Below are 24054 nucleotides of genomic sequence, written 5' to 3'. Positions count from 1 at the left end.
TGGAAAAAGCACGCTTAAAGCAACCGCTTGCGTACCTTGCCTGTGAGGCAGCGTTCAGAAAGGTAGAATTTGCTGGAGCAGTATTGGATCAGCTCAGGATTCATTCCAGCACCATACATTTAACGTACTGTTGATAAAAGTACGATTTCCCAGAGTGTAATACGCCATCATGAAAAAGCAGATTACCAAGTCAAAGAAACTCGAACACGTCTCCTACGATATACGAGGCCCAGTGCTCGAGCATGCGAAGCGGCTGGAAAACGAAGGTCAACGCATTCTCAAATTGAACATTGGTAACCCTGCGCCCTTCGGCTTTGAAACGCCACAGGAAATCATTCAGGACATGATGCGGCACTTGCCACAGGCAGAAGGCTATAGCGATTCAAAGGGCATCTACTCCGCTCGCAAGGCGGTACAACATGAATCACAGCTGAAGAATATCAAGGGCGTGGATATCGAGGATATCATCATTGGTAACGGGGTATCCGAGCTAATCATGATGTCAATGCAAGCGCTGCTTGATAACGGTGACGAAGTCCTTCTTCCCTCCCCGGACTACCCTCTGTGGACTGCAGCAACCAATCTGGCTGGCGGCAAGGCTGTTCATTATCTTTGTGATGAAGAGAAAGGCTGGGAACCGGATATCGAAGACATTCGTGCCAAGATCACTCCACAATCGAAGGCTATTGTCCTCATCAATCCGAACAACCCGACGGGGGCTGTTTATTCCAAGCGTATTTTGGAAAATATCCTGCAGGTAGCAAGAGAGAACGACCTGATTGTTTTCTCCGACGAAATTTACGACAAAATTCTTTATGACGGCGTCAAGCATATCAGCACGGCTTCGCTCGCTGATGATGTACTGGTACTCACCCTGAATGGCCTGTCAAAAAATTACCGCTGCGCCGGCTTCCGTGCAGGCTGGTTGATTATTTCGGGTGATAAAAGTACTGCCGGCGACTTCATTCAGGGGCTGAACATGCTGGCGTCCATGCGCATGTGTTCCAATGTGCCTGCACAATACATTATCCAAACGGCTTTGGGTGGATATCAGTCCATCAATGACCTCGTCCTCCCGGGCGGCCGCCTACTGGCACAACGTGATGTGGCCTGGAAAAAACTGAATGAGATACCCGGCGTCAGCTGTGTCAAACCCAAGGGTGCGCTGTACATGTTCATGCGTCTTGACCCGGAGGTATACGACATCAAGGACGATGAACAACTGATGTTGGACCTTCTGCTAGAAGAGAAAATCCTGTTGGCACATGGCAGCGCATTCAACTGGGCCGGAACGGATCATATCCGATTGGTCACATTGCCACAGGTCGATGTACTGAATGAAGCACTGGATCGTTTTGCGCGATTCCTGGCACGGCGTCGCTAATTTTCGCGCTATATCTCCTAAGGAGAATTGAATCAAGCGATTAACAGTAGAAGGTCAGATTTCTGTTGTTAATCGCACGACAAACTCTACTTACCTGTCACTTGATTACCGCTTTTAGGCGCCAACTCGCCATAAAATCGCCAAGCTCAAGCTTTAGTGAGGCATTTCGGTAGCTAACCGTCTTTTATCCCATCGTATCGGCAGACTCGCGGATTTTGTATCAAGCATGTATCAGACAAGCCTGATGCGTATTATTCCCCCCCCAGCGTCACCTGAAATGACTATTCCAACAAGGAATGGAAACATGATTTGTTTTTTTAACTCAAACTTAATACCACAAGAAATCCCGATGAAATGCCTCCATATAGATGTCAAAGCATCAGATGTCTGATCAACGAATTTAATGAATGAATTTAATGAGAGGTAGAGGGAGAACCAACACATGATGAGGATTGTCCTCTTTTTGATAACGAACCTGGCAGTTGTGCTGGTCGCCAGTATTACGCTGCGGTTGCTGGGGATAGACAGCTATTTCTATCACTATACTGGCGGCAATATGACTGCGCTTCTAGTGGGCTGTTTTGTGATGGGGATGATTGGGTCATTCATATCCCTGCTGCTCTCGAAGCCCATGGCAAAATGGAGCACCAATACACGCGTGATCACACATCCGGCCAATAGCAATGAACAATGGTTGCTGGATACAGTCGCAGACCTTGCACACAAGGCAGGCATTAAAATGCCGGAAGTGGGTATTTTCCCGGCCGAGCAAGTCAATGCCTTTGCGACGGGTTGGAACAAGAATGCTGCGCTGGTGTCTGTGTCACTCGGATTATTACAACAGATGAGGCCAGAAGAGGTACGGGCTGTCATCGGCCATGAAATCGGCCACGTCGCCAATGGTGACATGGTAACGCTCGCCCTGATCCAGGGGGTCGTGAATACCTTTGTCATGTTTTTGGCGCGTATCGTGGCTCAGGTCATCAGTTCGTTTATCTCGCGCGACAATGAAGAAGGCCAGGGTATGGGATTTATCGCCTATTTCGTGGTCGTTACCGTCCTCGAACTGGTCTTTGGTGTAGCGGCCAGTATCGTAGTGGCCTGGTTCTCTCGTTGGCGTGAATTTCGTGCCGATGCGGCAGGTGCCCAACTGGCCGGAACAGATGCGATGATCAATGCGCTGATACGCCTTAAACAGGGAAGCCAGCTCCCGGACCAGATGCCGGAGTCCATGACGGCCATGGCCATTACACAAGGCCAGACACGTGATTGGCTGCAGCAATTGTTTTCAAGCCATCCGCCACTGGAAACGCGTATCTCAGCATTGAGAAACTCGGCTTATTACCCATAATCTGCCAACGACAGGGTAACGGTTTTGGATAACGGTTGCCCTGTCTCACGCCATAACATTCACATCGACTTGCTTTCTTTTTTCCTCTCTTTCCCCTATCAGTCAGTATCGGTATCAATGTCAGTATCGAGAGAATAAGGGCTGATATTCCTGACAGCGCTTATTTCCAACAATACGACGGGAACCTCTGCACGCCTGTTCCATACAGGATATAATTGTACGAATACGACAACGTTATCAGCCTTTGATCGTTGGAGGCCGAATTTTAGAGGTTAGGCATGATTATTCGTTGGGAACATGAGCACGACTACGTCCTCGTACATTTACATCAGGACATGTTTGGTGACTGGATGGTCAGTCGAGCGTGGGGGCAGAAAGGCACACGTTTTGGTGGCCTTCGCCACGACGTTGCACAAACACGGGAAGAAGCCGACCTGATGATCGAGAATATTGCCCATATTCAGGCGTCTCGTGGCTTTCACAAGGTGCTGGAAACCTCCAGTGCCAGTAGCGAAGGCCAACAGGCACTGGATCAGATGGCAGCATTGGAAAAAGAGTAATCGGTAAAAAGTAGCGGTACACAAAGCGGGCCTGATTTACCCGCTACAATCAAAGAAGCGCTGAGCCTGACTAAAATTGCCGGCGCCGGATTTATCCCCTGTGCCGAATGAGAAACGCGTGGTGGATGTCGGGCCGACGTTCAAAATCAGGGTCTAGTGTCTGTCGACTGATATCCTCAACCTGATATTTTTCCTTCACTCCACTGTCCAACACAAACTTCCGCTGATTATTGGAAAAGACCAGCGTCCCTTTTTTCGCCAAACGTGCCATCGCAGCATCAATCATTTGTATGTGATCGCGCTGCACATCCAGCGTTGCGGCCATTTTCTTGGAGTTGGAAAACGTCGGCGGGTCCATGAAAATCAGGTCGAAATATCCTCGCTCATGCTTGAGCCATTCCAAACAATCATCACGTACCAGCGTGTGACGCCGTTCATCCATTTTATTGAGCTTGAAGTTTTCCTTTGCCCATTCCAGGTAGGTATTCGACATATCAACACTGATGGATTCTCTGGCACCCCCCAACGCAGCCTGAACCGTGGCTGTAGCGGTGTAACAGAAAAGGTTGAGGAAGCGTTTACCGGCAGCCATCTGTTTGAGTCTGCGACGAACAGGCCGGTGATCAAGAAAAAGTCCGGTATCAAGATAATCACGCAAGTTCACCCAGAACGCTGCACCCTCTTCTTCAATGCGCATTTTCTGTTGGGTGTGACCATGGCGTTGATACTGCGCCTTGCCGCTCTGGCGACGGCGTGTTTTCAGGAAAATAGCATCGGACGCCACCTCTAACACACCGGGAAGTACCGCCAATGCATCATGCAAGCGGCGTTCGGCATCGCGAGGGTCAATTGAACGGGGCGGTGCATACTCCTGCACATGTACCCATGGGCCATAAATATCAATCGCCAAGGCATATTCAGGCATATCCGCATCGTAGAGGCGATAGCACTGCTCACCCGTGCGTTTCAGCCATTTACCGAGGCGTTTGCGGTTTTTACGCAAACGATTGGCGAACATCTGTGCGCCTTCGCTGATATGATGATGATCTGCCTGGTGGGCGTCCTCATTATCTGTTACGCCTAATGACTGAGCACCTTTATCCGCTTGTGAAGAGGCTTCCTCCCCATTTTCAGCATGGCGTTTGCTCTGTATTTCCTCTCGCTGCTTTTTATCAAAAACATCAATCAGCAACAGTTTGCAATCAATGGCTCCATTGCGGAAAGCATACTGCTTATGGGCCTTGAGCCCCGTGCGGTGCCCCAACTCAGGATTACCCGTAAAAAGCGCCAGTCGCCAACCACCGAACTGCGTTCGCATACGCTCACCGAGCGTGCTGTAGAGAGGAATCAACGCGGGAACATCACCGATACGTTCACCGTAGGGAGGGTTGGTAATGACCAGACCTGAGGGCTCCCCCGCAGGGGCCTGTAAATGGGAAAGATCCCCACGTGCCAGTGTCATGAACTGATCGACACCCGCCCTGCGAGCATTGGCCCCCGCTGCTTCTAGCGCACGGGCATCCGCATCCTGACCAATGAAAGAACTACGAATCGCGCTCTTGCCGCGTGTAGCGCGCTCACGGGCTACCTGCAATACCTTTTTCCACAGCACCTCATCGTGGCCTTCCCATCCTTCAAAACCGAATTGGCGGCGCCACAGGTTAGGTGCGATATCAGCGGCCATCAATGCCCCTTCTATCAATAGCGTGCCTGATCCACACATTGGATCGACCAACACCTCTCCTTTTGCAGCACGCTCGGGCCAACCGGCTCGAATGAGCAAGGCTGCAGCCAGATTCTCCTTGAGCGGTGCCTTGCCCCCTTCCAGACGATAACCGCGCATATGGAGACTATCGCCCGAAAGATCAATACCGACCATCAGGCGTTCACGGTGAAGGTGGGCATAAATACGTAACTCCGGCCACTCCAGGTCTACCTGAGGACGTTTCAACCCGGCATCCATCATCGCATCGACAATACCATCCTTGACGACCTGTGCGCCAAACCGGGTATGACGGATGGCGTCGGATTGCCCATGGAAATCGACACGAATCCGACAACCTCCCGCCATATGCTCTACCCATGGCACATCCTGTACGACATCATGGAGATCGTCAGCCGAGCTGACGGTATTGTCTTCAACGACTTTCAGAATGATCCGATTGGCAAGGCGCGAGTTCAGGCAGCTACTGTACAGTACCTCCAATGAGGCAGTGCCTTGAACACCCGCCACAGTGGTACCGGTGATCGAGGCTCCCAACTGTGCCAACTCATCTGCCAGAAGAAGTTCAATACCTTTAGGGCAGCTTGCAAAGAAGGCATGGGAAAAAGTGGTTGTCATAAATCTACCAGTCACTCAAAAGGAGGTTTAGTACAGAGAGCAGTACGACATGGAGTACTTAACACCTCTGTTCAAATAAAAAAATAGTCTAAAAAATAACCAATGGCGCATCGACAGCGCCAGTAAAAAAGCCTAAAACAGTAAATCCACTGATTATTGGGCAAACATGATCCGTTACATGATTCAAGCCAACTGTGAATAATCTGCCCAATAGCGTTATCCATTTAACGTCAGTGGCGTGGGGCGGCCCAAACCGCATGGGGATATTCAGCCCAGCACTATCAGGGCCATAACGCTGCCCTTGTCTTTCGCGCAAGATCTTCCACGAGGTTCTTATGAAAAGCCAAAAACGCCATTCGTCCAAATCAGCTTATTTGCATGGATACAGGGCCGGATTTACAGGCCATCCGCAGGAATCCTGCCAGAGAAAACGCCCCTCTTTTCGTGAAGCCTGGTTATCAGGATGGCAAGAGGGGCAAGATGACCAAAAAAGCGGTTACCGAGGTGTTTCGAACATCCATCGCAACCCGAATGTGCTTGCCTGAAACACTTACGCCAATACTCTAACGCACTCTTTGATTAATGCCGGGCCCTGATAAATCAGGCCACTATATAACTGAACAAGATCAGCCCCGGCCTCTCTTTTCGCGAGAGCACCTTCACCGTCAAGGATACCGCCAACGCCGATGATAGGCAGTTGCGGCAAGTGTGTCCGCAGTTGACGTATCACATGGTTGGATGCGTCCTCCACTGGAAGCCCGGACAAACCACCCGCCTCATTGGCATGTGGCACACCTGCTACCCTCTGGCGATCAAGCGTCGTATTGGTCGCAATCACTGCATCAATATGATTACTCTCGAGTGATTTCGCTATCAAGCCGATCTCATCGTCGCTCAAATCCGGCGCAATCTTGACAATCAAGGGCAGCGGTTTTTCACGTTCTGCATCCAGTCGGTGGCTCTCTTCCTTTAGGGCTGCAAGCAGGTTGTTGAGCACATCGCCAAACTGCAAGTTACGTAACCCGGGCGTATTGGGTGAAGACAAATTCACGGTCACGTAGTCGGCATGGGCATGCACCTTGCGCAGGCACGTCAGATAATCATCGACAGCGTTTTCAACAGACGTAGTCAGATTCTTGCCTATGTTAATACCCACTATGCCGAGAGCATCGCTCTTGTAACGGGACGCTTTTATCTGCTCAACCAAATGGTCGACCCCGAAATTATTAAATCCCATCCGGTTGATGATGGCCTCTCGTTCGGGCAAGCGAAACAAACGGGGCTTATCATTCCCTGCCTGAGGCTTGGGAGTCACCGTACCCACTTCCACGAATCCGAATCCCAGAGCACCCAGTGCATCCACATGATCACCATTTTTATCCAACCCGGCCGCCAGTCCTACTCGGTTAGGGAAACGCAATCCCATCAGCTCAACAGGCGCCTCGATCAGATTCCCTTTCAGGGCCCCTGCCTTGTACAGCAGATCAAGGGACTTCAAGGTCACAGCATGTGCCGTTTCAGGATCCAGTTTGAATAACCAGGGGCGAAGAAGAGAATACATAATAGGTCCGAGTGATTAATAAAAAATGATCAAGCGCCAGTCATATGGTACCGCAATATTGATGCCTGCAAGGATCGAAAAACTGTTAAGGTTGCAGGTAATTTTCTCCCATAACGCCAAGGCTCAAACCACTGGCCTTAAGATTTAACATTGCTGTATCGACCCTACGAGGCGCTGGGCATTTTATCATGGAGTTCAAACACATCTCCCACATGTAATACCACCCTTTCACGCACTGCAGGCAGGTTGAATGGCAATGCATTCATACCGAAAATGGCTTTATCGGCGATTGGCCCGAAAGTTCTCAGCAACGCGAGTGGCTCCTGACGGTCTGCAATTTCACCGATGCTCTGATCCACTTTGATCACTGGGCAGCGTTCACACGGTTTACCCGCCCATAAGAGAAGCGGAGAGCCCTTGAGCCGAAACCAGGCATGCCGGTATTCCTCAAATGGCGCCAAATCACTGACCACGATATTGGGTCGAAATCGGGACATCTCGACCGGTAAGTGCGAGTGTTCCTGAAGCACCTGATTAAGAAGCTGCAACGTGCGGGTCGAGGTAATCAATAAAGGGTAACCATCCGCAAAGCCTGTATGAGCCACAATATCCGACATACCTGCACGGGCCAATGAGTTCACCCCTATCCTGCGGGTTGCGTCGCGATGAAGCGGGCTGTCTGCAATAAAACGCAGCAATCGAATGCCGTGCGACCACTGATCTCCCATTTGTTCTTCAAACCATGAGGCAGCTTCATCTCCTTCATCGATCCCCGCACAAGAATTCCCATGCACTTTGGTTTGAACAATGGGCCCGTCTGTCACAGCAAGGGGAATCTGCAAACGGCGCCCATTTGGTGCGATGAGTTGTAGCTCATGAGGAAGCAGGCGTGTTTTGATAGCCGCTAGCGCTGGAAGCTGCCGCTGTGTCAGGAAGCGCCCGGCTGAATCGACCAGCATCCAACGTCGGTCCCATAAAAGCCCCTCTTCACCTAACGGACAGGAAGACAGCTCTATTCCCCCCAGACTTTTGACCGGATAACAATATAACGCAGTAATCATGGCTTCCGGCACGTTACCTCCAATAACCTGTTCTGATCAGTGATTTTCGCACCGAAAATGCAGGTGAACGTATAGATGATCATTTGAAGCTGAATGACAGAATAGCCCCTCCCTGACGGCAGGTATCCGCTCAATGTTTCTCCAGCAAGACACCACATTCGCAATGATGCGTATAGGGAAATTGATCGAACAGCGCAAAGCGTAAAACACGATGTGTGGGCATCAGACGCTCCAGGTCACGGCATAAGGTATCAGGGTTACATGAAATATAGACAATCCTGTCATAGCGCGTGAGCTCTTCACAGCTGTTTTCATCCAACCCGGCACGTGGAGGATCAACCAGCACAGTACCGAAGTCATAGTTATCCAGCTCCCACGCCGAGGCTCGACGACCACGGTGCTCGCCAGAAAGCGCACGGGAAAATTCTTCAGCAGACATACGGGCGATGATGGTATTTGTTACACCGTTTTCAGCCAGATTATATTGCGCTGAAGCGACAGAGGTACGTGAGATTTCTGTCGCCAGAACACGGTGGAAGTTTTCTGCCAGGGCAATGGAAAAGTGCCCATTACCACAGTAAAGCTCAACCAGATCACGTTTGGATGCATGGGTATTGTATTCATCAGCATCAGGAGCGGTCACGGAGCGGGCCCAGCTCAGCATGGAAGCGGCAATCACTGCATTGGGCTGGGTGAAGCTGTTTTCGACCTGCTGATAGTGAAAGGTTTTGCCATCTACATTGAGGTGTTCGGTCACAAAATCCTGGGTCAGAACAATGCGTTGTTTGCGGGAGCGTCCAATAATGTATACCCCCAGCGCCGCTTCCAACGCTCTGGCCTCTGCCTCCCAGACATCATCCAGCGGACGATGATAAATCAGGGTAACCAATGCCTCCCCCTGAAGGGTCGTGAGAAACTCGACCTGAAAAATGCGATGGCGTAGAACATCACTCTTCAATAGGGCTTCACGCAGTTGTGGCATGAGTTCATTAATGCGCTGGCTAGCAACCGCATACTGGTCCAGTCGAATGACTTCGCGCTGTTTGGGATTCTCGGGATCGACCTTGAACATGGCATAGTATAAATCATCACCAGAATGCCAAATCCTGAACTCAGCCCTCATTCGATAATGTTCAGGCACCGATGGATAAACCTCGACCGTCGATACGTCAAAGCGTGAAAACTGCTCGATTAAACGCTGGCGTTTTTCTTCAAGCTGCGTGTCATAGAGGGACGGATCGACAATAGGAATACTCAAGAGGACCTCGGGCTAGATGGCTACCCATATCAGTAACAGTGATAGATATGGTATGACCTTATAAATACTAATCTATAAAATAAATAAAGCGGGTGAAGAGTATCAAACAGCTGACGAAAGACAGGAAAGACCAGACGTCCAATCAGACATGACAGCCCCTTGTTACAGGAGGCATATCTTACCAAATTTACACGCGAGGGGTAACGATATGACACGCGGCTCGGTGAAAAGTGATGCAACTGTGCACTGGTACCGGACAGGCTCAGGATATTCCAAGCGACCCCTGCTTATCTTGAATAAAAACAGCGTGTGTTGAATATCATCGCATTGAATATGAGGGTATTGAGCAGGATAGTGGTAAAGAGATTATAGTGAATAGATAATGTTAGTGGCACTCGATAATACGGGGGTGAGTAAACCTATAGCGTTCGAGCGCATCGGCCAAACCCGCGCGTTCGGGATCGGTCGCAAAACTAAGAAACCCCGGAAGCGCGTGATCTGCCGTTTCCAATGCTGCTAACGATATGTCCGCAGGAATATTCGAGGCTTTTTCTCTACAGGTTTCATGCTGAAACTCCCCATACGAAACGGGAGCATCAGGAAATATATCCGGCCCGGCATCATTTTCGCCTCCCCCCCCGCTATCCATATGCCTGGCCATCTCCACCGCCATGGTGGGAGACACGATAGTATGAAGAGGATGTGATAATGAAGAAGAAGCCATTGCCGCCGATGCCAAGGGAGTAACCCCAGAGATTACCGAGGCAGTTCGCTGGGCAATGGCTGCGCCGGAATCTACCCACTGAATCCTGCGCGGGGCCAATTGCTCGAAATAAGCACGCAATAGAGGAAAATGGGTACAGCCCAATACAACGGTATCCAGCGCTGGATCATCAAACAAAGGGGCGATGGCAGACTGGATGTCTGCCAAATCAGGTGCCTGCCCAGCCAACCAACGCTCTGCCTGTAATACGAGTGGATCACCCGAGATTTTGATAACACGTGCTTCGGATGCAAAACGATCTATCAGGTTATCAGTGTACGCACGTTTTAATGTAGCAGACGTTGCCAACAGGCCGATGACCTTGGAGCGACTCAATACGGCCGCAGGCTTGATCGCGGGTACGGTACCCACTACCGGAATATCCAGCACGGCACGCAATTCATCCAACGCAAGCGTACTTGCTGTGTTACATGCGACCACCAGCGCTTTCGCACCACTTTGCAAAACAGCCTGTTGGCAAACATTAACAATACGCTTGATAAGCCATTCATCAGGCTTTGTTCCATAAGGAAGCGCCGCATTATCACAGGCATAGGCCAATACACTATCAGGTAATAGCGCTTTCAAATGCGCCACGACAGACAATCCACCCACGCCCGAATCAAATACCAGTATAGGGGCCTCATCCGCCCCTGCCGTCATGGGCATCATATCAGGATGTGCTGAATTGGCGCTTAAGGGTATTGATGACATGGTGGCAAACAAGGATTGGAAAGAATGAATACGCTATACACATACATATATATTATGTACGCGTGTACAAAGAGGCTACGAATTTCACAACAGTATAAGCCTTTTCCATAAAAGGGGGAATTGAGTCCCTATAGTGCACATTTATTTCAACACTGTCTCGTACAAAATATCCTGTAACTCGCACTATTGCTGATGCTTCGCCTCTTCATCCCACTGTTTCAATTGATCAAGCTTACTACCGATCTTGATCTCCAAACCTCGTGGCGTCGGTTGATACCAGCCAGGTTCTTCAATGCCTTCAGGGAAATAGTCCTCCCCAGCAGCGTAGGCATTGGGCTCGTCATGCGCGTACCGATAGTCATGACCATAGCCCAATTCTTTCATGAGGCGTGTCGGCGCATTACGCAGGTGAACGGGAACTTCACTGGTGCCGACATCCTTGCTCACAAAGGCACGTGCCTGATTGTACGCGTTGTAGCCAGCGTTACTTTTTGCGGCCACCGACAGATAGATGACGGCCTGCCCCAGTGCCAGCTCCCCTTCCGGACTACCCAGGCGCTCATACGTCGTAGCCGCATCATTCGCGATCTGCATGGCTCGAGGATCAGCCAAACCAATATCTTCCCATGCCATACGAACAATGCGCCGCGCCAGATAACGGGGATCAGCGCCGCCGTCCAGCATGCGACACAACCAGTAAAGCGCCGCATCAGGGTGAGAGCCGCGAACTGACTTATGCAACGCTGAAATCTGATCATAGAAATATTCACCACCCTGATCAAACCGGCGGGTGCTCTCTCCCAGGGCCTCTTCGATCACCTCGCGACTAATAACAGTTGGCGAAGCATCATCCGCATTGGCAAGATCCGCAGAGATTTCCAATAAATTAAGCACACGACGGGCATCCCCATCAGCCGCCTGCGCCAAGAGCTCACGGATATCCTGCGGAACATCCAGGGACTCATTACCCAATCCTGCGGGACTGGTCAGTGCCCGGTCGATAACAAGCAGTAATTCATCCTGAGAAAGAGGCTTGAGGACATGCACCCGTGCACGGGATAGAAGCGCATTATTCAACTCAAACGAGGGATTTTCCGTGGTAGCCCCGACGAAGATGAAGACCCCCTCTTCCACCCAGGGCAAAAAGGCATCCTGCTGCGCTTTATTAAAACGATGAACCTCGTCAACAAAAAGCAGTGTGCGTGTCCCGTTCGATGCGCGAATTTGCGCTTGCTCAGCAGCTTCACGAATATCCTTCACACCCGCGGATACCGCAGACAAAGTCGCAAAGTGTGCCTGAGTATATTCTGCTAATAGGCGGGCCAGAGTGGTCTTACCCACTCCCGGCGGGCCCCAGAAAATCATCGAGTAGAGCTGGTCCCGTACCAGTGCCTGTCGGAGTGGCTTTCCTTCTCCCAACAAATGCTGTTGACCAATATAATCATCCAGTGAATGAGGGCGCATCCTTGCTGCCAAGGGCTGGCCCGGCGGCTGTGCATTAGCGAACATGTCGCTATTCATCATGTTGGCTTTTCCTCACTCACTGGAAATGGATCGGCATGATGCATGCCTTCAACTGCGTGTCTCACCTGATTCTTATCGGATTTCCTTTCCACTACTGATTTTCTACATCAGCGCCTTTTGGAATATGGAAAACGAAACGGGACGGATCAATTGACTCATTGGGTTTGACATGATTGAAGCTGATAACGGTTTTCTGCCCGGTTGCATCCGTTAGATTCAAGGATGTCAGCGTATTACCCGTGAATGTCATATCCAGCGACTGAAACAGGCTACCGTGGGATTTCGGCGTAAGGGTAAAGATATGCGCTGAGTTACCGTTGGTTTCACTTACATTGTAGTCGTGGGTCAGCTGATCAGCACTGCCGGACAGGAGCAATGCCGGAGTTTCTGAAACACGGGGATCGAGTTTTCGAACAGTTACCTGCTCAAGATCCGGATCGTAGAGATAGACTTTCTGCCCATCGGAAACAACCGTCTGTGCATAGGGCTCATTCACCACCCAGCGGAATTTGCCCGGACGCGCGAGCCACATATGACCAGTCGAACTTTGCTGAGCCTGACCATTGTCCCCCTGAATGTCCTGATGGAAATCAGCGGAGTAGGTATGCAGAGGTTCGAGCAGTTGAGTCAGCTGCTGTGCAGGATTTGGATCAGCCATGACAGGCGTGACCATTGTGGGTAAGGCCACTGCCAGTGAAAGTCCACCCAGTATGCCAATTGTCAGATTACGTAACTGCATCATTCGATTCCTTTCAACGAAACGATGTACTTGCAAAACGATGTATTTGAAAAACGATGTACAAGAGATGTGGGTATTGGACGCCTGAAACAAGTCCTTGTTCAATTTTTCCCGATTTATTCCCCACCGGTATGTGACTTTGTCAGATTTAGGGTATGTGGACACTAATGTATCCATCTGCAAAAGAGCATCATAAGGCATTGGACCATGACACTTTTGCAATCATACCCCAGGGCAAATGCCCAAGGCATTACGCCCTGATATTGGCAACAGGTTCGCCATCGGACAGCGTGTCAATCACGTGGCGGTGCTGACACCAATACTTCACGAGCACCGTTGGTTCCCATGCTTGATACAACACCCGCCTTTTCCATCGCTTCAACCAATCGCGAAGCACGGTTGTAGCCTATCTTGAAGTTACGTTGTACAGAGGACACGGATACACGCTGTGCTTTCGTCACAAAAGCAACGGCTTCATCATAAAGAACATCCTGCTCGGCATCAGAATTGCCATCCCCTTCGGACTCGAGCCCAGTCAACGCATCCGCACTCACATCACCAGAGAGGATTTCCTCAACATATTCAGGCTTGCCACGGGCACGCCAGTCTTCAACGACACGGTGAACCTCATCATCGTCCACGAAGGCACCATGAACACGTACAGGAGTACCTGCACCACCAGCCAAATAGAGCATATCACCATGCCCCAACAGGCTCTCAGCCCCACCCTGATCAAGGATGGTGCGCGAATCGATTTTGGATGAAACCTGAAAAGCGATACGGGACGGAATATTTGCCTTAATCAATCCGGTAACCACATCCACGGAAGGACGCTGTGTTGCCAGAACCAGATGAATCCCTGCTGCACGTGCTTTCTGGGCCAGGCGCGCAATAAGTTCTTCCACCTTCTTGCCCACAATCATGAACATGTCGGCAAATTCATCAATGACGACGACGATGTAAGGGAGCTTTTCCAACATTGGATGAGGTTGGCTCGCCTGCCATGGTTCCGGGTCCCACAGCGGATCAGCAATCTGAGCCCCTGCTGCATGCGCTTCATCCAGACGCGCGTTGAAGCCGGCAATATTACGTACGCCCATTTTGGACATCAGTTTGTAACGGCGCTCCATTTCGGCCACACACCAACGCAATGAGTTGGCAGCCTCTTTCATGTCGGTCACCACCGGTGCCAATAGATGCGGAATGTCGTCGTAGACCGACAATTCCAGCATTTTCGGGTCAATCAGAATCATCCTGACCTCTTCCGGTGTTGATTTCAGCAACATGGAAATCAACATGGCATTGACACCAACGGACTTACCGGAACCGGTGGTACCAGCCACTAACACATGAGGCATCTTGCCAAGATCAGCGACCACAGGTTGGCCACTGATATTTTGCCCCAATGCAACGGTCACCGGCGATTTGGCATCTTCATAGACCGGTGACTCAAGGACCTGACGCAGACGAATCATTGCACGTTTGGGATTCGGAATCTCTATACCGACAGTGGAACGCCCCTGAATAACCTCAATGACCCTGACACTTTTCACCAGCAGTGAACGCGCCAGATCCTTATCGAGATTACTGATCTTGGAGCTTTTGACGCCTGCCGCCGGTTCAATTTCAAAACGCGTAATGACTGGGCCAGGAGAAACCTTCACCACGGTAGCCTTGACGCCAAATTCATGCAGGCGGGTTTCCAACAGGTTACCCATCTCGTCCAGTTCTTCCTGTGTATAGGAAGGCTGGGCTTCATCGGCTGGCGTAAGTAGACGTGTAGACGGCATTTCGCCCTCGAGCGCAATGGAATCTCCATTGCCGCCTTGATTTTGCAATTGATCCACTGTCCACACTTTCAAGGGAGCAGCCCCACCGACAGGTGTTTCAGACACTGATGCACTCGACGGCGATGGCGGCTGAGCGGAAGCTATGGGCGGTTGCTCTACAGGCCGTTGTGGGGGGGCAGATGTTTCCGGTGCAACCGGCTGCACAGCAGCCAGCTCATCTGTAGCCTCCTCTGGTTTATTACCGAAAAGGCCTTTCTCACCCTCTTTGTGCTCTTGAAATTCCGCGTTATGCCCTTGACGTTCCATGGATGCAAGCTGAGACGTCCCCGTATTAGCCTGCCCGTCATGGACAGAATCACCTTCGTTCTGACTTTGATGATTCCTATGTGAAGCATTGGGCGTGCCCCAGGGGGCCTCCGGAGTACGTGGCGTATTTTCATGTGCAGCCGTGGAGGACACGGATGATTGATAGCCACGTTCTGCACTCGTCTCACTGCCGTTCTCACTCGTGCTGGCAGGGTAAGATTGGTTCCCCCCGACACGAATACGGGGTTTGTTTGGCAAGGGTGAGGCGCCAACCGCCGAAGAGGCATTCCCCATATCAGGCGTTATGTCTGACTGCCCTGCGTTGGTCGGCAAATTTCCAGACTGAGCATCATCAGAAGCGGGAGATGCGCCTTCATCTGTGCGGAATGCTTCGGGGTGAGAAGCTTCAGTTTGAGATCCATCAGAAGCAGATGAATGTGCCGAAAATGCTTCAGGTATGCGCCGACGCGTCACATCTCCTTCGGTATCCCACGCCCGCTCCCTCTCTGATTGCGAATCCCGAGTATCAAAAGACGTATTCGTCAGGCCTTCACGAGATACTTTATCCGCAGAAGTCGGCGCATGATCGTCACCCGCACTATTCTCGCGCGCTGTATCTTCGTGAGCACGCGTTGTGTCTTCATGAGCATCAGAAGCCCGTAACTCTTTGTCAAAAGTAGGCGCATAGTCCGTCGGCAACAAATGTTCGCCTGAATGCGGCACATGGTCTGAGGACCCCGAATCCTGCCGGGCAGCCGCAGAAGTTGCTTCTGACGAAGAGCCTGGCTCTACGGCGGAAGATACAGAAGGACGTTGCGGACCTGATTTTGCAAACCGATTCAGCTGGATAACATTGGAGGGCGATCCCTCGGCAGGTATTGAGCCATTGCCAGCATCATTCCCTGTGGTACGCACTGTATCACGGGCACTTCCCATTGCTGCATGACCTGTGGCGGCCTTTTCTAGCCCAGAGGTATGACCATGCGATACTTCACTCGCACTATTATCGCCGCTTTGAAAACCTGTGGCGGACTCGGAAGATACTGAAGATGCAGGGCTACCCCACAATGTTGCGTTATCTTCATGACGATCAGTGGATCTGGAGTCATGAGCCTTCAAACTATCGACCGTTACAGGCGGACGTGAAGAGAAATAAGCCGCATGATGTTTTGGCCAGGCGCTGTGAGGCTCAGATGGTTCAGCATCGGAAACAGGAGGCGATGTTTCCCTTGAGCGTGTTTCTACTGAATCACCATATCGATGAGAACCATGATCCCCATAGGCAGACGCCCCCGGCGTTGCATAAACATCCGACGCTTCTTCATCGGGGGCATCATGACGTGCATTGGACTGATATTCACCAATATGACGCAATGGCCAATCGTCGTAACGAGAAGGCTTACGCCGATCTGAATCAAACGCGTCACCATAAGAAGTATTGTCCTCATACCGGGCCTGCACATACGGGTCCTGTTCACGCAGATCATCACGAGTTCGACGTGAAGGCATGTGGTCTACTTCCTCCCATGGAATATCATGGGGACGTGTATCATCATGGTAGCTATAGGGATCTTCAGTGCCCCGTGGATAACTGTCGTAGTCGGATGGAGGGCGGCGGTCATATTCCCGGCCACCATATTCCTGCGTGCCAGAGGCGTGAAGACTATTCACCCCATGAGCGGAGTCATCATGATAGGCATCGGGATGCTCTTCACCATAAGGCAATAAAGGAGCACGCCGGCTATCACGCTTGAAAAACTCACCCACCCGACGCAATGCCGCAAGGATACGATTCCCCTGACGTTTTTCACTTTCCTGGAAAAGAATATCGTCCTCGGACTGCTCGGGAGAGTATGCACTGGCGTCTTTTTCCAGGGAAATATCATCATCCGCGGAATCCTGCGATTTCCGATCAAGCTTGGCACGAATCCATTTGGCCTTGACCATGAGAAACAGTGCGAACTGGCTTGCTGCGGTACCAACAGCCTGAGCAATATTCCCCCACGACCGGTTGAACAATAGAGGCATACCACACAACAGCATGACCAAAGCGGCCAGCACCGTGCCATAATGGCCAAACATGTTGCCAATATCCTGAGACATCTGTTGGCCTACAATGCCACCAGCCTTGGAAGGCAAATTGGCATAATCAGAGAGTGGCGACAGATCAAAGAGGACTGAAGAGCCTGTCAGCGTCAGTATCAAACCGACAAATCGTATCCCCAGCCGCATGGGATCCCAAACCAGTACAGCCGCATCTATCGAAAAAAGACGCCAGCCCATGAAACCAAACAGTGCGGGAATCCACAGGGAAGACGTCCCCAAAAAGGAGAGCAAATAATTGGAGATTAATGCACCGGTCTGGCCCATCCAGTTACTGACGCCCGCTTGCGGACCACTACTGGACCAACCAGGATCAGCGCTTGAATAACTGCATAGTGCCAGCAACAGGAAAGCACAGATAGCGAGCATGACAATAGCCACACCCTCTTTGGTGGTCCCCTGAAGCGTACGACTAAAGCGCTCCGATGCTTCATGCTGTGTTCGCTCGGTAGAACGCGCCAGCGCCTGCTGACGCTTGCCCTGAGTCACAGCGCGCTTTGAGGCTCTGGCATTACTACGAGCTTGCGGCGAGCTCTTATTCACCGCCTTCTTGGTCTGAGATTGACGGGCTTTTGCCTTGCGTGTCTGGACCGGCCTGCTTTTGCGACTTGTAGATGATTGTGGTCTTTTTTTGACACTCAATGTAAATCCCCTACGCGCCATACCAGACGCTCTATCATATGGGTAACACGCCTTCGTTGGAGGGTATCACCGCTTGAAACTGCTGATTTCCCAGCAACCCAGGGCAGCCAATCACGGTCTAAACCCGTTGCTGCCATGGTGAATTGGATCAATCCTGACGTTCATCAATGCCATCCATGAAAAGCCACTCTTTCGCTTTCCCATTGGCGCTGCGTATCTACACCATGCTATCTATTTGAAGCAACCAATTTGGAGCACCGACTCTGACGTGCCATTTTTATGCGTGGTTGCCTATTTATGCGTGGTTGCCTACACGTAATTCCTTACAACACATTGCTTTCTGCGTAATTTTCATCTTCTTTATTGCAACGTACGAAAAAATTGAGCTGCATTGCTCATATGTACTTATCAACAAGGCGTTACCTGTATATATCATCATATACTGACGCAGATGAGAAGAGCGAAATACCACTCTTTTAGCCGCTCCATGTCCACATTCAGTTTCAGATAAAAACCCGTGACTTTCAGACTAAAATCCGCACCGACACAAGAGGAAAAAGAGACAATAACCGCCCTCCCCCACACTCAAACAAGCCGTTACTTATACAACATTTGCTATTCAGGTGTCTGTAACACTTTGTCAGATGGCGAAAAATATCACATTAAAGGCATTATCCTAGCAGGAAACAGTGAACCGATGAATGTTTCAAGCGAATGGAATACTTTCAATCGAAGAGTGGTTGCTCCCTCGCGCTTCACACGTATGCTTCTGCCTTCATGGGTATTAGGGAAGATGGTTTTGCTGAACCCGTCAGTAGCGTATTCTATTTGTGCATTTTATGGGGAGGAAAAATGAAAAGACAATCTCCCTTTTTCAATCTTGTTAGTGTGCGAATCACCCTATGTTTTCGTTATGCGAAGGAGCATGCCTGTGCCCACATTATTGCCATGGCTGGATGACACCACCGACGCCCCGGACTTCCCTTCGGTCGACGATGCGATGGAACAACCATCCGGTTTATTGGCAGCTGGCGGAAGGCTTACCCCTGAATGGCTATTGACGGCCTACCAGCGTGGCATTTTTCCATGGTATAGCCCTGGAGAGCCCCTACTGTGGTGGTCACCCGATCCTCGCATGGTGCTCTTCCCCGACTCGTTACGAATTACACGCAGTCTAAAGAAGCGTATCCGTAATGGTGGCTTCTGCGTCACCATAGATCATGATTTCCACCGAATCATCCACGCCTGTGCAACGGGTCATGATGATGGCACATGGATTACTGATGACATGATGGACGCCTATATCAGGCTGCATCAGCTTGGGTACGCACACTCCGTGGAAGTGTGGCACGAAGACAGTCTTGTCGGTGGGCTCTATGGAGTGGCACTTGGTACTGTCTTTTTTGGTGAATCCATGTTTTCACGCATGAATGATGCCTCGAAAGTAGCATTTACCCTTTTTACACGCTTACTTGATCTCGCCGGATTTGATCTGATTGACTGCCAAATGCATACGCCCCATTTGGAAAGCCTGGGCGCAGAAGAAATTTCCCGCAACGCGTTTTGTCAGCAGTTAACGTCATCCATACGTGCCGTTCCCATGATTGAAGATCAGACAGAAAAAAACGCATTTGAGAATACCGCTATTACGCAAACTCATTTTGCATCCAGCAGACACGCTATCGCGCCCAGCACGTCGTCCTCCGGAACGAATTACCACGAATTGCAACTCCTGATTGCTGCTCTTCGCAGCGAAAAACCCTCGTCATGGAAAGCCGATATTACGCCATATCGTGCCCAATTTGGTTTTTGATACATTTGCGCCAAATTCATGCGGTGAAATTATGATTGCTCGCTAAACTTTTAGTAAACGTGGCCGATAATCAAGCAGGTCTAAAAGAGGGGGCTTTCTTGAATGCGAGGGGAACTCTGTTTATGGCGATTTCTCTCAGGGACGAATTTACAGGCGAATCACTCATTAACGACATCAGTAGCATTAACAATAATGTTGAATAACGTTGGATTACAAAGGTAGACTAAATCTATCGATTACGACAATTCAAGCATGAATAACTATCACGCCAAAGACACGATGAGGCAATTGCCATGAGTTTGGAAGAAATACTCTTTCGAGATCCAACTCTACGTTTTTTCATAACGCCCGAGCACTCGTGCAGCTACATTGACGGTAATAACGCCAGTACACTCTTTCTGGATCCGGAAAGGGATGTCACTGATGCGCTTTATCAGGCCCTGACAGATAAAGGATTTCGTCGTAGCGGTCTACATCTGTATCGCCCACATTGCTCAGAGTGTCAGGCATGCCTGTCAGCCCGTATTCCTGTGGATGTATTTCAGCCCGATCGAACCCAACGCAAAACGGCCAATCGTAATGCTGATCTCACAACCCATATCGTTCCCGCCATATTCAACGAAACGCATTTTGCCTTGTATCAGCGTTATATCAATGGCAGACATACGGATGGCGACATGTTCCCACCGGATGAAGCACAATACCGTTCGTTTCTAACCTCTTCATTCTCTTTCTCACGTATGATTGAATTCCGTCTGAAAGAAGAGCTTGTAGCTGTCGCGGTAGTCGATCTACTGGAAGATGGGATATCGGCCATCTATACGTTTTTCGCCCCCGAACGTGAATATGAACGTCGATCGCTTGGCAGCTTTGCCATTTTGTGGCAGATAGAACAGGCCCGTAAGATGGCGCTTCCATATGTCTATCTAGGGTATTGGATCAACGCCAGCCCAAAGATGAACTACAAGGGAAACTATAGACCACTGGAATATCTCGAAAATCGCCAATGGCATCGTCTTGATTAATCATTCAACTAAAACAATAATCCACTTTGCCCCATGCCTGAAATATGGCATAATCTCGCCACTCTTGCCACGCCGACAAGCGACCCGCCCTCTTAATCATGCGGTAATGAACTTCGCTCGCGGCGATGAAAAGCGTAGTCATGCAGCTATCAGGGCATAATCGACACACGTCACCCCGCTCTTCGCACCTGCTGCTTATCATTATCGCCTTGTTTTGTTTCCCCCGAATTATAGAAGGGTAAACAACTGGCGCGCTTTGCAAGTTCGAACTGAATTATCCTTGGAGGAAAGGCCTACATGGCACGTGAAGACCATATTGAAATGGAAGGTGTTGTTGTTGACACCCTGCCCAATACCATGTTCCGCGTAGAGCTGGAAAATGGTCATATTGTGACTGCCCATATTTCCGGCAAAATGCGCAAGAACTACATTCGTATCCTGACAGGCGACAAAGTAAAGGTGGAGCTGACTCCTTACGACCTGTCCAAGGGACGCATCGTATACCGCGCCCGTTAATGGCGGTCGGGTAGCCAAATCTACCCATCAAGCGCGGCAAAAAGGCGAAACAGTGATGTTTCGCCTTTTTTATGCGCGCCTTCAGCCTGTCATTCAAGATCAGCGCCCTCTTCTTGCCAAACAATTCATATTGAAACCGTTTACATAAAAAAAGGCCTTCCCGAAGGAAGACCTTTTCAGTGAAGCCCAGTGATACACCGAGCAGTTTAGATGTCATCGAGCAGTTCAGAAGTTATATTGGAAGGAGAATACACCTGATCACCTACCCTATTCTTCTACCACAGTTAGCGCGCTAATGACCCTATCAGCAACAACTACTCCTCGGACTCAGACGCTACTGCCGCTTCAGAACCAATGTGAAGCTTGTCGTTTTCGACACTCACATGAACGGTTCCACCCTGATCCGCCAGGTCGCCAAACAGGATCATCTCAGCCAAGGGTTTCTTCAGCTGTTCCTGAATGAGGCGAGCCATCGGGCGCGCGCCCATGGCCGGATCATATCCATGTTCAGCAAGCCAGGCACGAGCCTCTTCATTCACATCCAACTGTACACGTTTTTCATCCAGCTGCGCCTGAAGCTCAACAAGGAACTTGTCGACGACGCTACGAACAATCTGCGCATCCAGCCCATGGAACTGAATGATACCATCCAGACGGTTACGGAATTCAGGTGTAAACGTCTTGCGAATCACTTCCATGGCATCCGTGGAATTGTCCTGATGCTGGAAACCGATAGAACGGCGTGATGCTTCCTCCGCTCCGGCATTGGAGGTCATGATAACAATCACATTACGAAAATCGGCTTCACGCCCATTGTTATCCGTCAACTTACCGTTATCCATCACCTGCAACAGAATGTTGAAGACCTCTGGATGTGCTTTCTCGATTTCATCCAGAAGCAACACACTGTGAGGCTGTTTAGTAACAGCTTCGGTCAACAGCCCCCCCTGATCGTAGCCTACATACCCGGGCGGTGCACCGATCAGGCGGGATACAGTATGACGTTCCATATATTCAGACATATCGAAACGCAGTAGTTCCACACCCATCAGTTGCGCCAATTGCTTGGCCACTTCGGTTTTCCCCACCCCGGTTGGTCCGGCGAAGAGGAAACTACCTACTGGTTTATCCGGTGAATTCAGGCCCGCGCGAGACAGTTTGATAGCGGCTGCCAGACCTTCAATGGCCTCATCCTGACCGAATACCAGCATTTTGAGATCACGTTCCAGATTCGCCAACAACTGACGATCCGAATTCGAGACGCTCTTCGGCGGAATACGTGCAATGGAAGCCACAATTGACTCAATCTGCTCAACATCAATGGTGGACAAGCGCGCTTCAGCCGGTAACAGGTGCTGATGCGCACCCGCCTCGTCAATCACATCGATTGCCTTGTCAGGCAAATGACGATCATTAATGTACCGGTCCGAAAGCTGAACAGCGGCTTCCATCGCACCATCCGTGTATTTCAACTGATGATGCTCTTCGAAACGCCCGCGCAGCCCTTTCAGGATACGAATGGTGTCCTCGACTGAAGGTTCCGGCACATCCACTTTCTGGAAACGACGTGCCAACGCACGGTCCTTTTCGAAAATGCCCCGGAATTCCTGGAACGTCGTTGAGCCAATGCAACGCAGCTCCCCGGAAGAGAGCAGCGGTTTAAGCAGGTTGGACGCGTCCATCACGCCACCTGAAGCCGCACCCGCCCCAATGATGGTATGGATTTCATCAATGAACAGAATTGAATCCGGCTCTTTTTTCAGTTCATTAAGTAGTGCCTTGAGGCGTTTTTCAAAGTCACCGCGATATTTGGTACCTGCCAACAAGGCCCCCATGTCCAGCGAGTAGACCACGGCGTCCTTGATGACGTCCGGCACCTGCTCTTCAACAATTCGCTTGGCAAGCCCTTCAGCAATGGCCGTTTTACCAACGCCAGCCTCACCTACCAACAGCGGATTGTTTTTGCGACGACGCGCCAGTATCTGAATTACACGTTCCAGCTCATGATCCCGACCAATCAAGGGGTCAATACGCCCCATTCGAGCCTGTTCGTTCAGATTGGTTGCAAAGCCTGTCAGCGGATGAGAACCGGGATCAGCACCACCTTCTTCAGACTCTTCACCACTACGCTGGCTGCCCTGACCGGACTGGTCATGCCCCGCGACCTTGGAAATACCGTGCGCGATGTAATTGACGGCATCCACCCGGGCAACATTCTGCTGCTTCAGGAAGTAAACGGCCTGACTTTCCTGTTCCGAGAAAATCGCAACCAATACGTTGGCGCCGGAGACCTCACTTTTCCCGGAGGACTGAACATGGAAAACCGCGCGCTGCAACACACGCTGAAAACCCAACGTTGGCTGGGTTTCACGTTCGGTCTGTTCTTCAGGAATAAGCGGAGTTGTCGCGGAAATGAAATCCTGCAGGTCGGTGCGCAGTTTATCCACATTGGCACCGCAAGCACGCAGGACGTCCACAGCGGATGCATTATCCAGCAAGGACAATAAAAGATGTTCGACGGTCATGAACTCATGGCGCTTTGATCGCGCCACGGTAAAGGCCGTATTAAGGGTTAGTTCCAGTTCCTTACTCAACATAAGAGC

Annotated in this window: 15 protein-coding genes and 2 pseudogenes; 7 read left to right on the top strand and 10 right to left on the bottom strand. The window is 50.6% G+C overall.

Annotated elements, in window-relative coordinates:
* Positions 1 to 169 precede the first annotated feature (169 nt).
* From LMG33818_RS06235 to LMG33818_RS06225, 3 genes are all read left to right on the top strand, one after another.
* Positions 170 to 1384 carry a pyridoxal phosphate-dependent aminotransferase gene (locus LMG33818_RS06235; RefSeq protein WP_442322496.1) on the top strand — a complete coding sequence of 405 codons (1215 nt, stop codon included), beginning with the start codon at positions 170 to 172 and terminating at the stop codon, positions 1382 to 1384.
* Between the two features lie 442 nt (positions 1385 to 1826).
* Positions 1827 to 2735: a protease HtpX gene (gene htpX, locus LMG33818_RS06230; RefSeq protein ID WP_442322495.1), complete on the top strand. Its 909-nt coding sequence runs from the start codon at positions 1827 to 1829 to the stop codon at positions 2733 to 2735.
* A gap of 278 nt (positions 2736 to 3013) precedes the next feature.
* Positions 3014 to 3295, top strand: a complete 282-nt coding sequence (locus LMG33818_RS06225; protein WP_442322494.1) for a hypothetical protein — start codon at positions 3014 to 3016, stop codon at positions 3293 to 3295.
* A gap of 91 nt (positions 3296 to 3386) precedes the next feature.
* Here the strand turns inward: LMG33818_RS06225 and rlmKL are convergent, their stop codons facing one another.
* Positions 3387 to 5636 carry a bifunctional 23S rRNA (guanine(2069)-N(7))-methyltransferase RlmK/23S rRNA (guanine(2445)-N(2))-methyltransferase RlmL gene (gene rlmKL, locus LMG33818_RS06220; RefSeq protein ID WP_442322493.1) on the bottom strand — a complete coding sequence of 750 codons (2250 nt, stop codon included), beginning with the start codon at positions 5634 to 5636 and terminating at the stop codon, positions 3387 to 3389.
* A 335-nt stretch (positions 5637 to 5971) separates the two neighbouring features.
* On the opposite strand from rlmKL, the gene rmf reads away from it, so the two are divergent.
* On the top strand, positions 5972 to 6181 hold the full coding sequence (gene rmf, locus LMG33818_RS06215) for a ribosome modulation factor (RefSeq protein WP_442322492.1): 210 nt from the start codon (positions 5972 to 5974) through the stop codon (positions 6179 to 6181).
* A gap of 5 nt (positions 6182 to 6186) precedes the next feature.
* Here the strand turns inward: rmf and LMG33818_RS06210 are convergent, their stop codons facing one another.
* From LMG33818_RS06210 to LMG33818_RS06175, 8 genes and pseudogenes are all read right to left on the bottom strand, one after another.
* Complete coding sequence (locus LMG33818_RS06210; protein ID WP_442322491.1) at positions 6187 to 7197, bottom strand: quinone-dependent dihydroorotate dehydrogenase; 1011 nt, start codon at positions 7195 to 7197, stop codon at positions 6187 to 6189.
* A gap of 164 nt (positions 7198 to 7361) precedes the next feature.
* Positions 7362 to 8258 (bottom strand): MOSC domain-containing protein, encoded by an 897-nt coding sequence (locus tag LMG33818_RS06205; RefSeq protein WP_442322490.1) that lies wholly within the window; start codon positions 8256 to 8258, stop codon positions 7362 to 7364.
* Between the two features lie 130 nt (positions 8259 to 8388).
* On the bottom strand, positions 8389 to 9516 hold the full coding sequence (gene trmA, locus LMG33818_RS06200; RefSeq protein ID WP_442322489.1) for a tRNA (uridine(54)-C5)-methyltransferase TrmA: 1128 nt from the start codon (positions 9514 to 9516) through the stop codon (positions 8389 to 8391).
* Between the two features lie 385 nt (positions 9517 to 9901).
* The gene (murI, locus tag LMG33818_RS06195; RefSeq protein ID WP_442322488.1) at positions 9902 to 10993 is read right to left on the bottom strand and encodes a glutamate racemase; all 1092 of its coding nucleotides are present in this window, start codon (positions 10991 to 10993) and stop codon (positions 9902 to 9904) included.
* A gap of 183 nt (positions 10994 to 11176) precedes the next feature.
* The gene (locus LMG33818_RS06190; protein ID WP_442322602.1) at positions 11177 to 12514 is read right to left on the bottom strand and encodes a replication-associated recombination protein A; all 1338 of its coding nucleotides are present in this window, start codon (positions 12512 to 12514) and stop codon (positions 11177 to 11179) included.
* 94 nt (positions 12515 to 12608) lie between these two features.
* Positions 12609 to 13259 carry an outer membrane lipoprotein periplasmic chaperone LolA gene (gene lolA / locus LMG33818_RS06185; RefSeq protein ID WP_442322487.1) on the bottom strand — a complete coding sequence of 217 codons (651 nt, stop codon included), beginning with the start codon at positions 13257 to 13259 and terminating at the stop codon, positions 12609 to 12611.
* 290 nt (positions 13260 to 13549) lie between these two features.
* A pseudogene (locus LMG33818_RS06180) lies at positions 13550 to 15112 on the bottom strand (DNA translocase FtsK); the annotation flags it as partial.
* A gap of 2232 nt (positions 15113 to 17344) precedes the next feature.
* Positions 17345 to 18118, bottom strand: a pseudogene (locus LMG33818_RS06175) (DNA translocase FtsK 4TM domain-containing protein); the annotation flags it as partial.
* A 910-nt stretch (positions 18119 to 19028) separates the two neighbouring features.
* Between LMG33818_RS06175 and aat the strand changes: the two are divergent.
* From aat to infA, 3 genes are all read left to right on the top strand, one after another.
* Positions 19029 to 19910, top strand: a complete 882-nt coding sequence (gene aat / locus LMG33818_RS06170; protein ID WP_442322486.1) for a leucyl/phenylalanyl-tRNA--protein transferase — start codon at positions 19029 to 19031, stop codon at positions 19908 to 19910.
* Between the two features lie 293 nt (positions 19911 to 20203).
* Entirely contained in the window at positions 20204 to 20935 is a 732-nt protein-coding gene (locus LMG33818_RS06165; RefSeq protein WP_442322485.1) for an arginyltransferase, read from the top strand.
* A 297-nt stretch (positions 20936 to 21232) separates the two neighbouring features.
* Entirely contained in the window at positions 21233 to 21451 is a 219-nt protein-coding gene (gene infA, locus LMG33818_RS06160) for a translation initiation factor IF-1 (protein WP_442322484.1), read from the top strand.
* Positions 21452 to 21765: 314 nt separating this feature from the next.
* Here the strand turns inward: infA and clpA are convergent, their stop codons facing one another.
* On the bottom strand, positions 21766 to 24048 hold the full coding sequence (clpA, locus tag LMG33818_RS06155; protein ID WP_442322483.1) for an ATP-dependent Clp protease ATP-binding subunit ClpA: 2283 nt from the start codon (positions 24046 to 24048) through the stop codon (positions 21766 to 21768).
* Positions 24049 to 24054 lie beyond the last annotated feature (6 nt).

The organism is Cernens ardua (assembly GCF_051251085.1).
Taxonomy (GTDB): Bacteria; Pseudomonadota; Gammaproteobacteria; order Pseudomonadales; family Halomonadaceae; genus Cernens; species Cernens ardua.
This window is presented reverse-complemented; position numbering and strand designations above follow the sequence as displayed.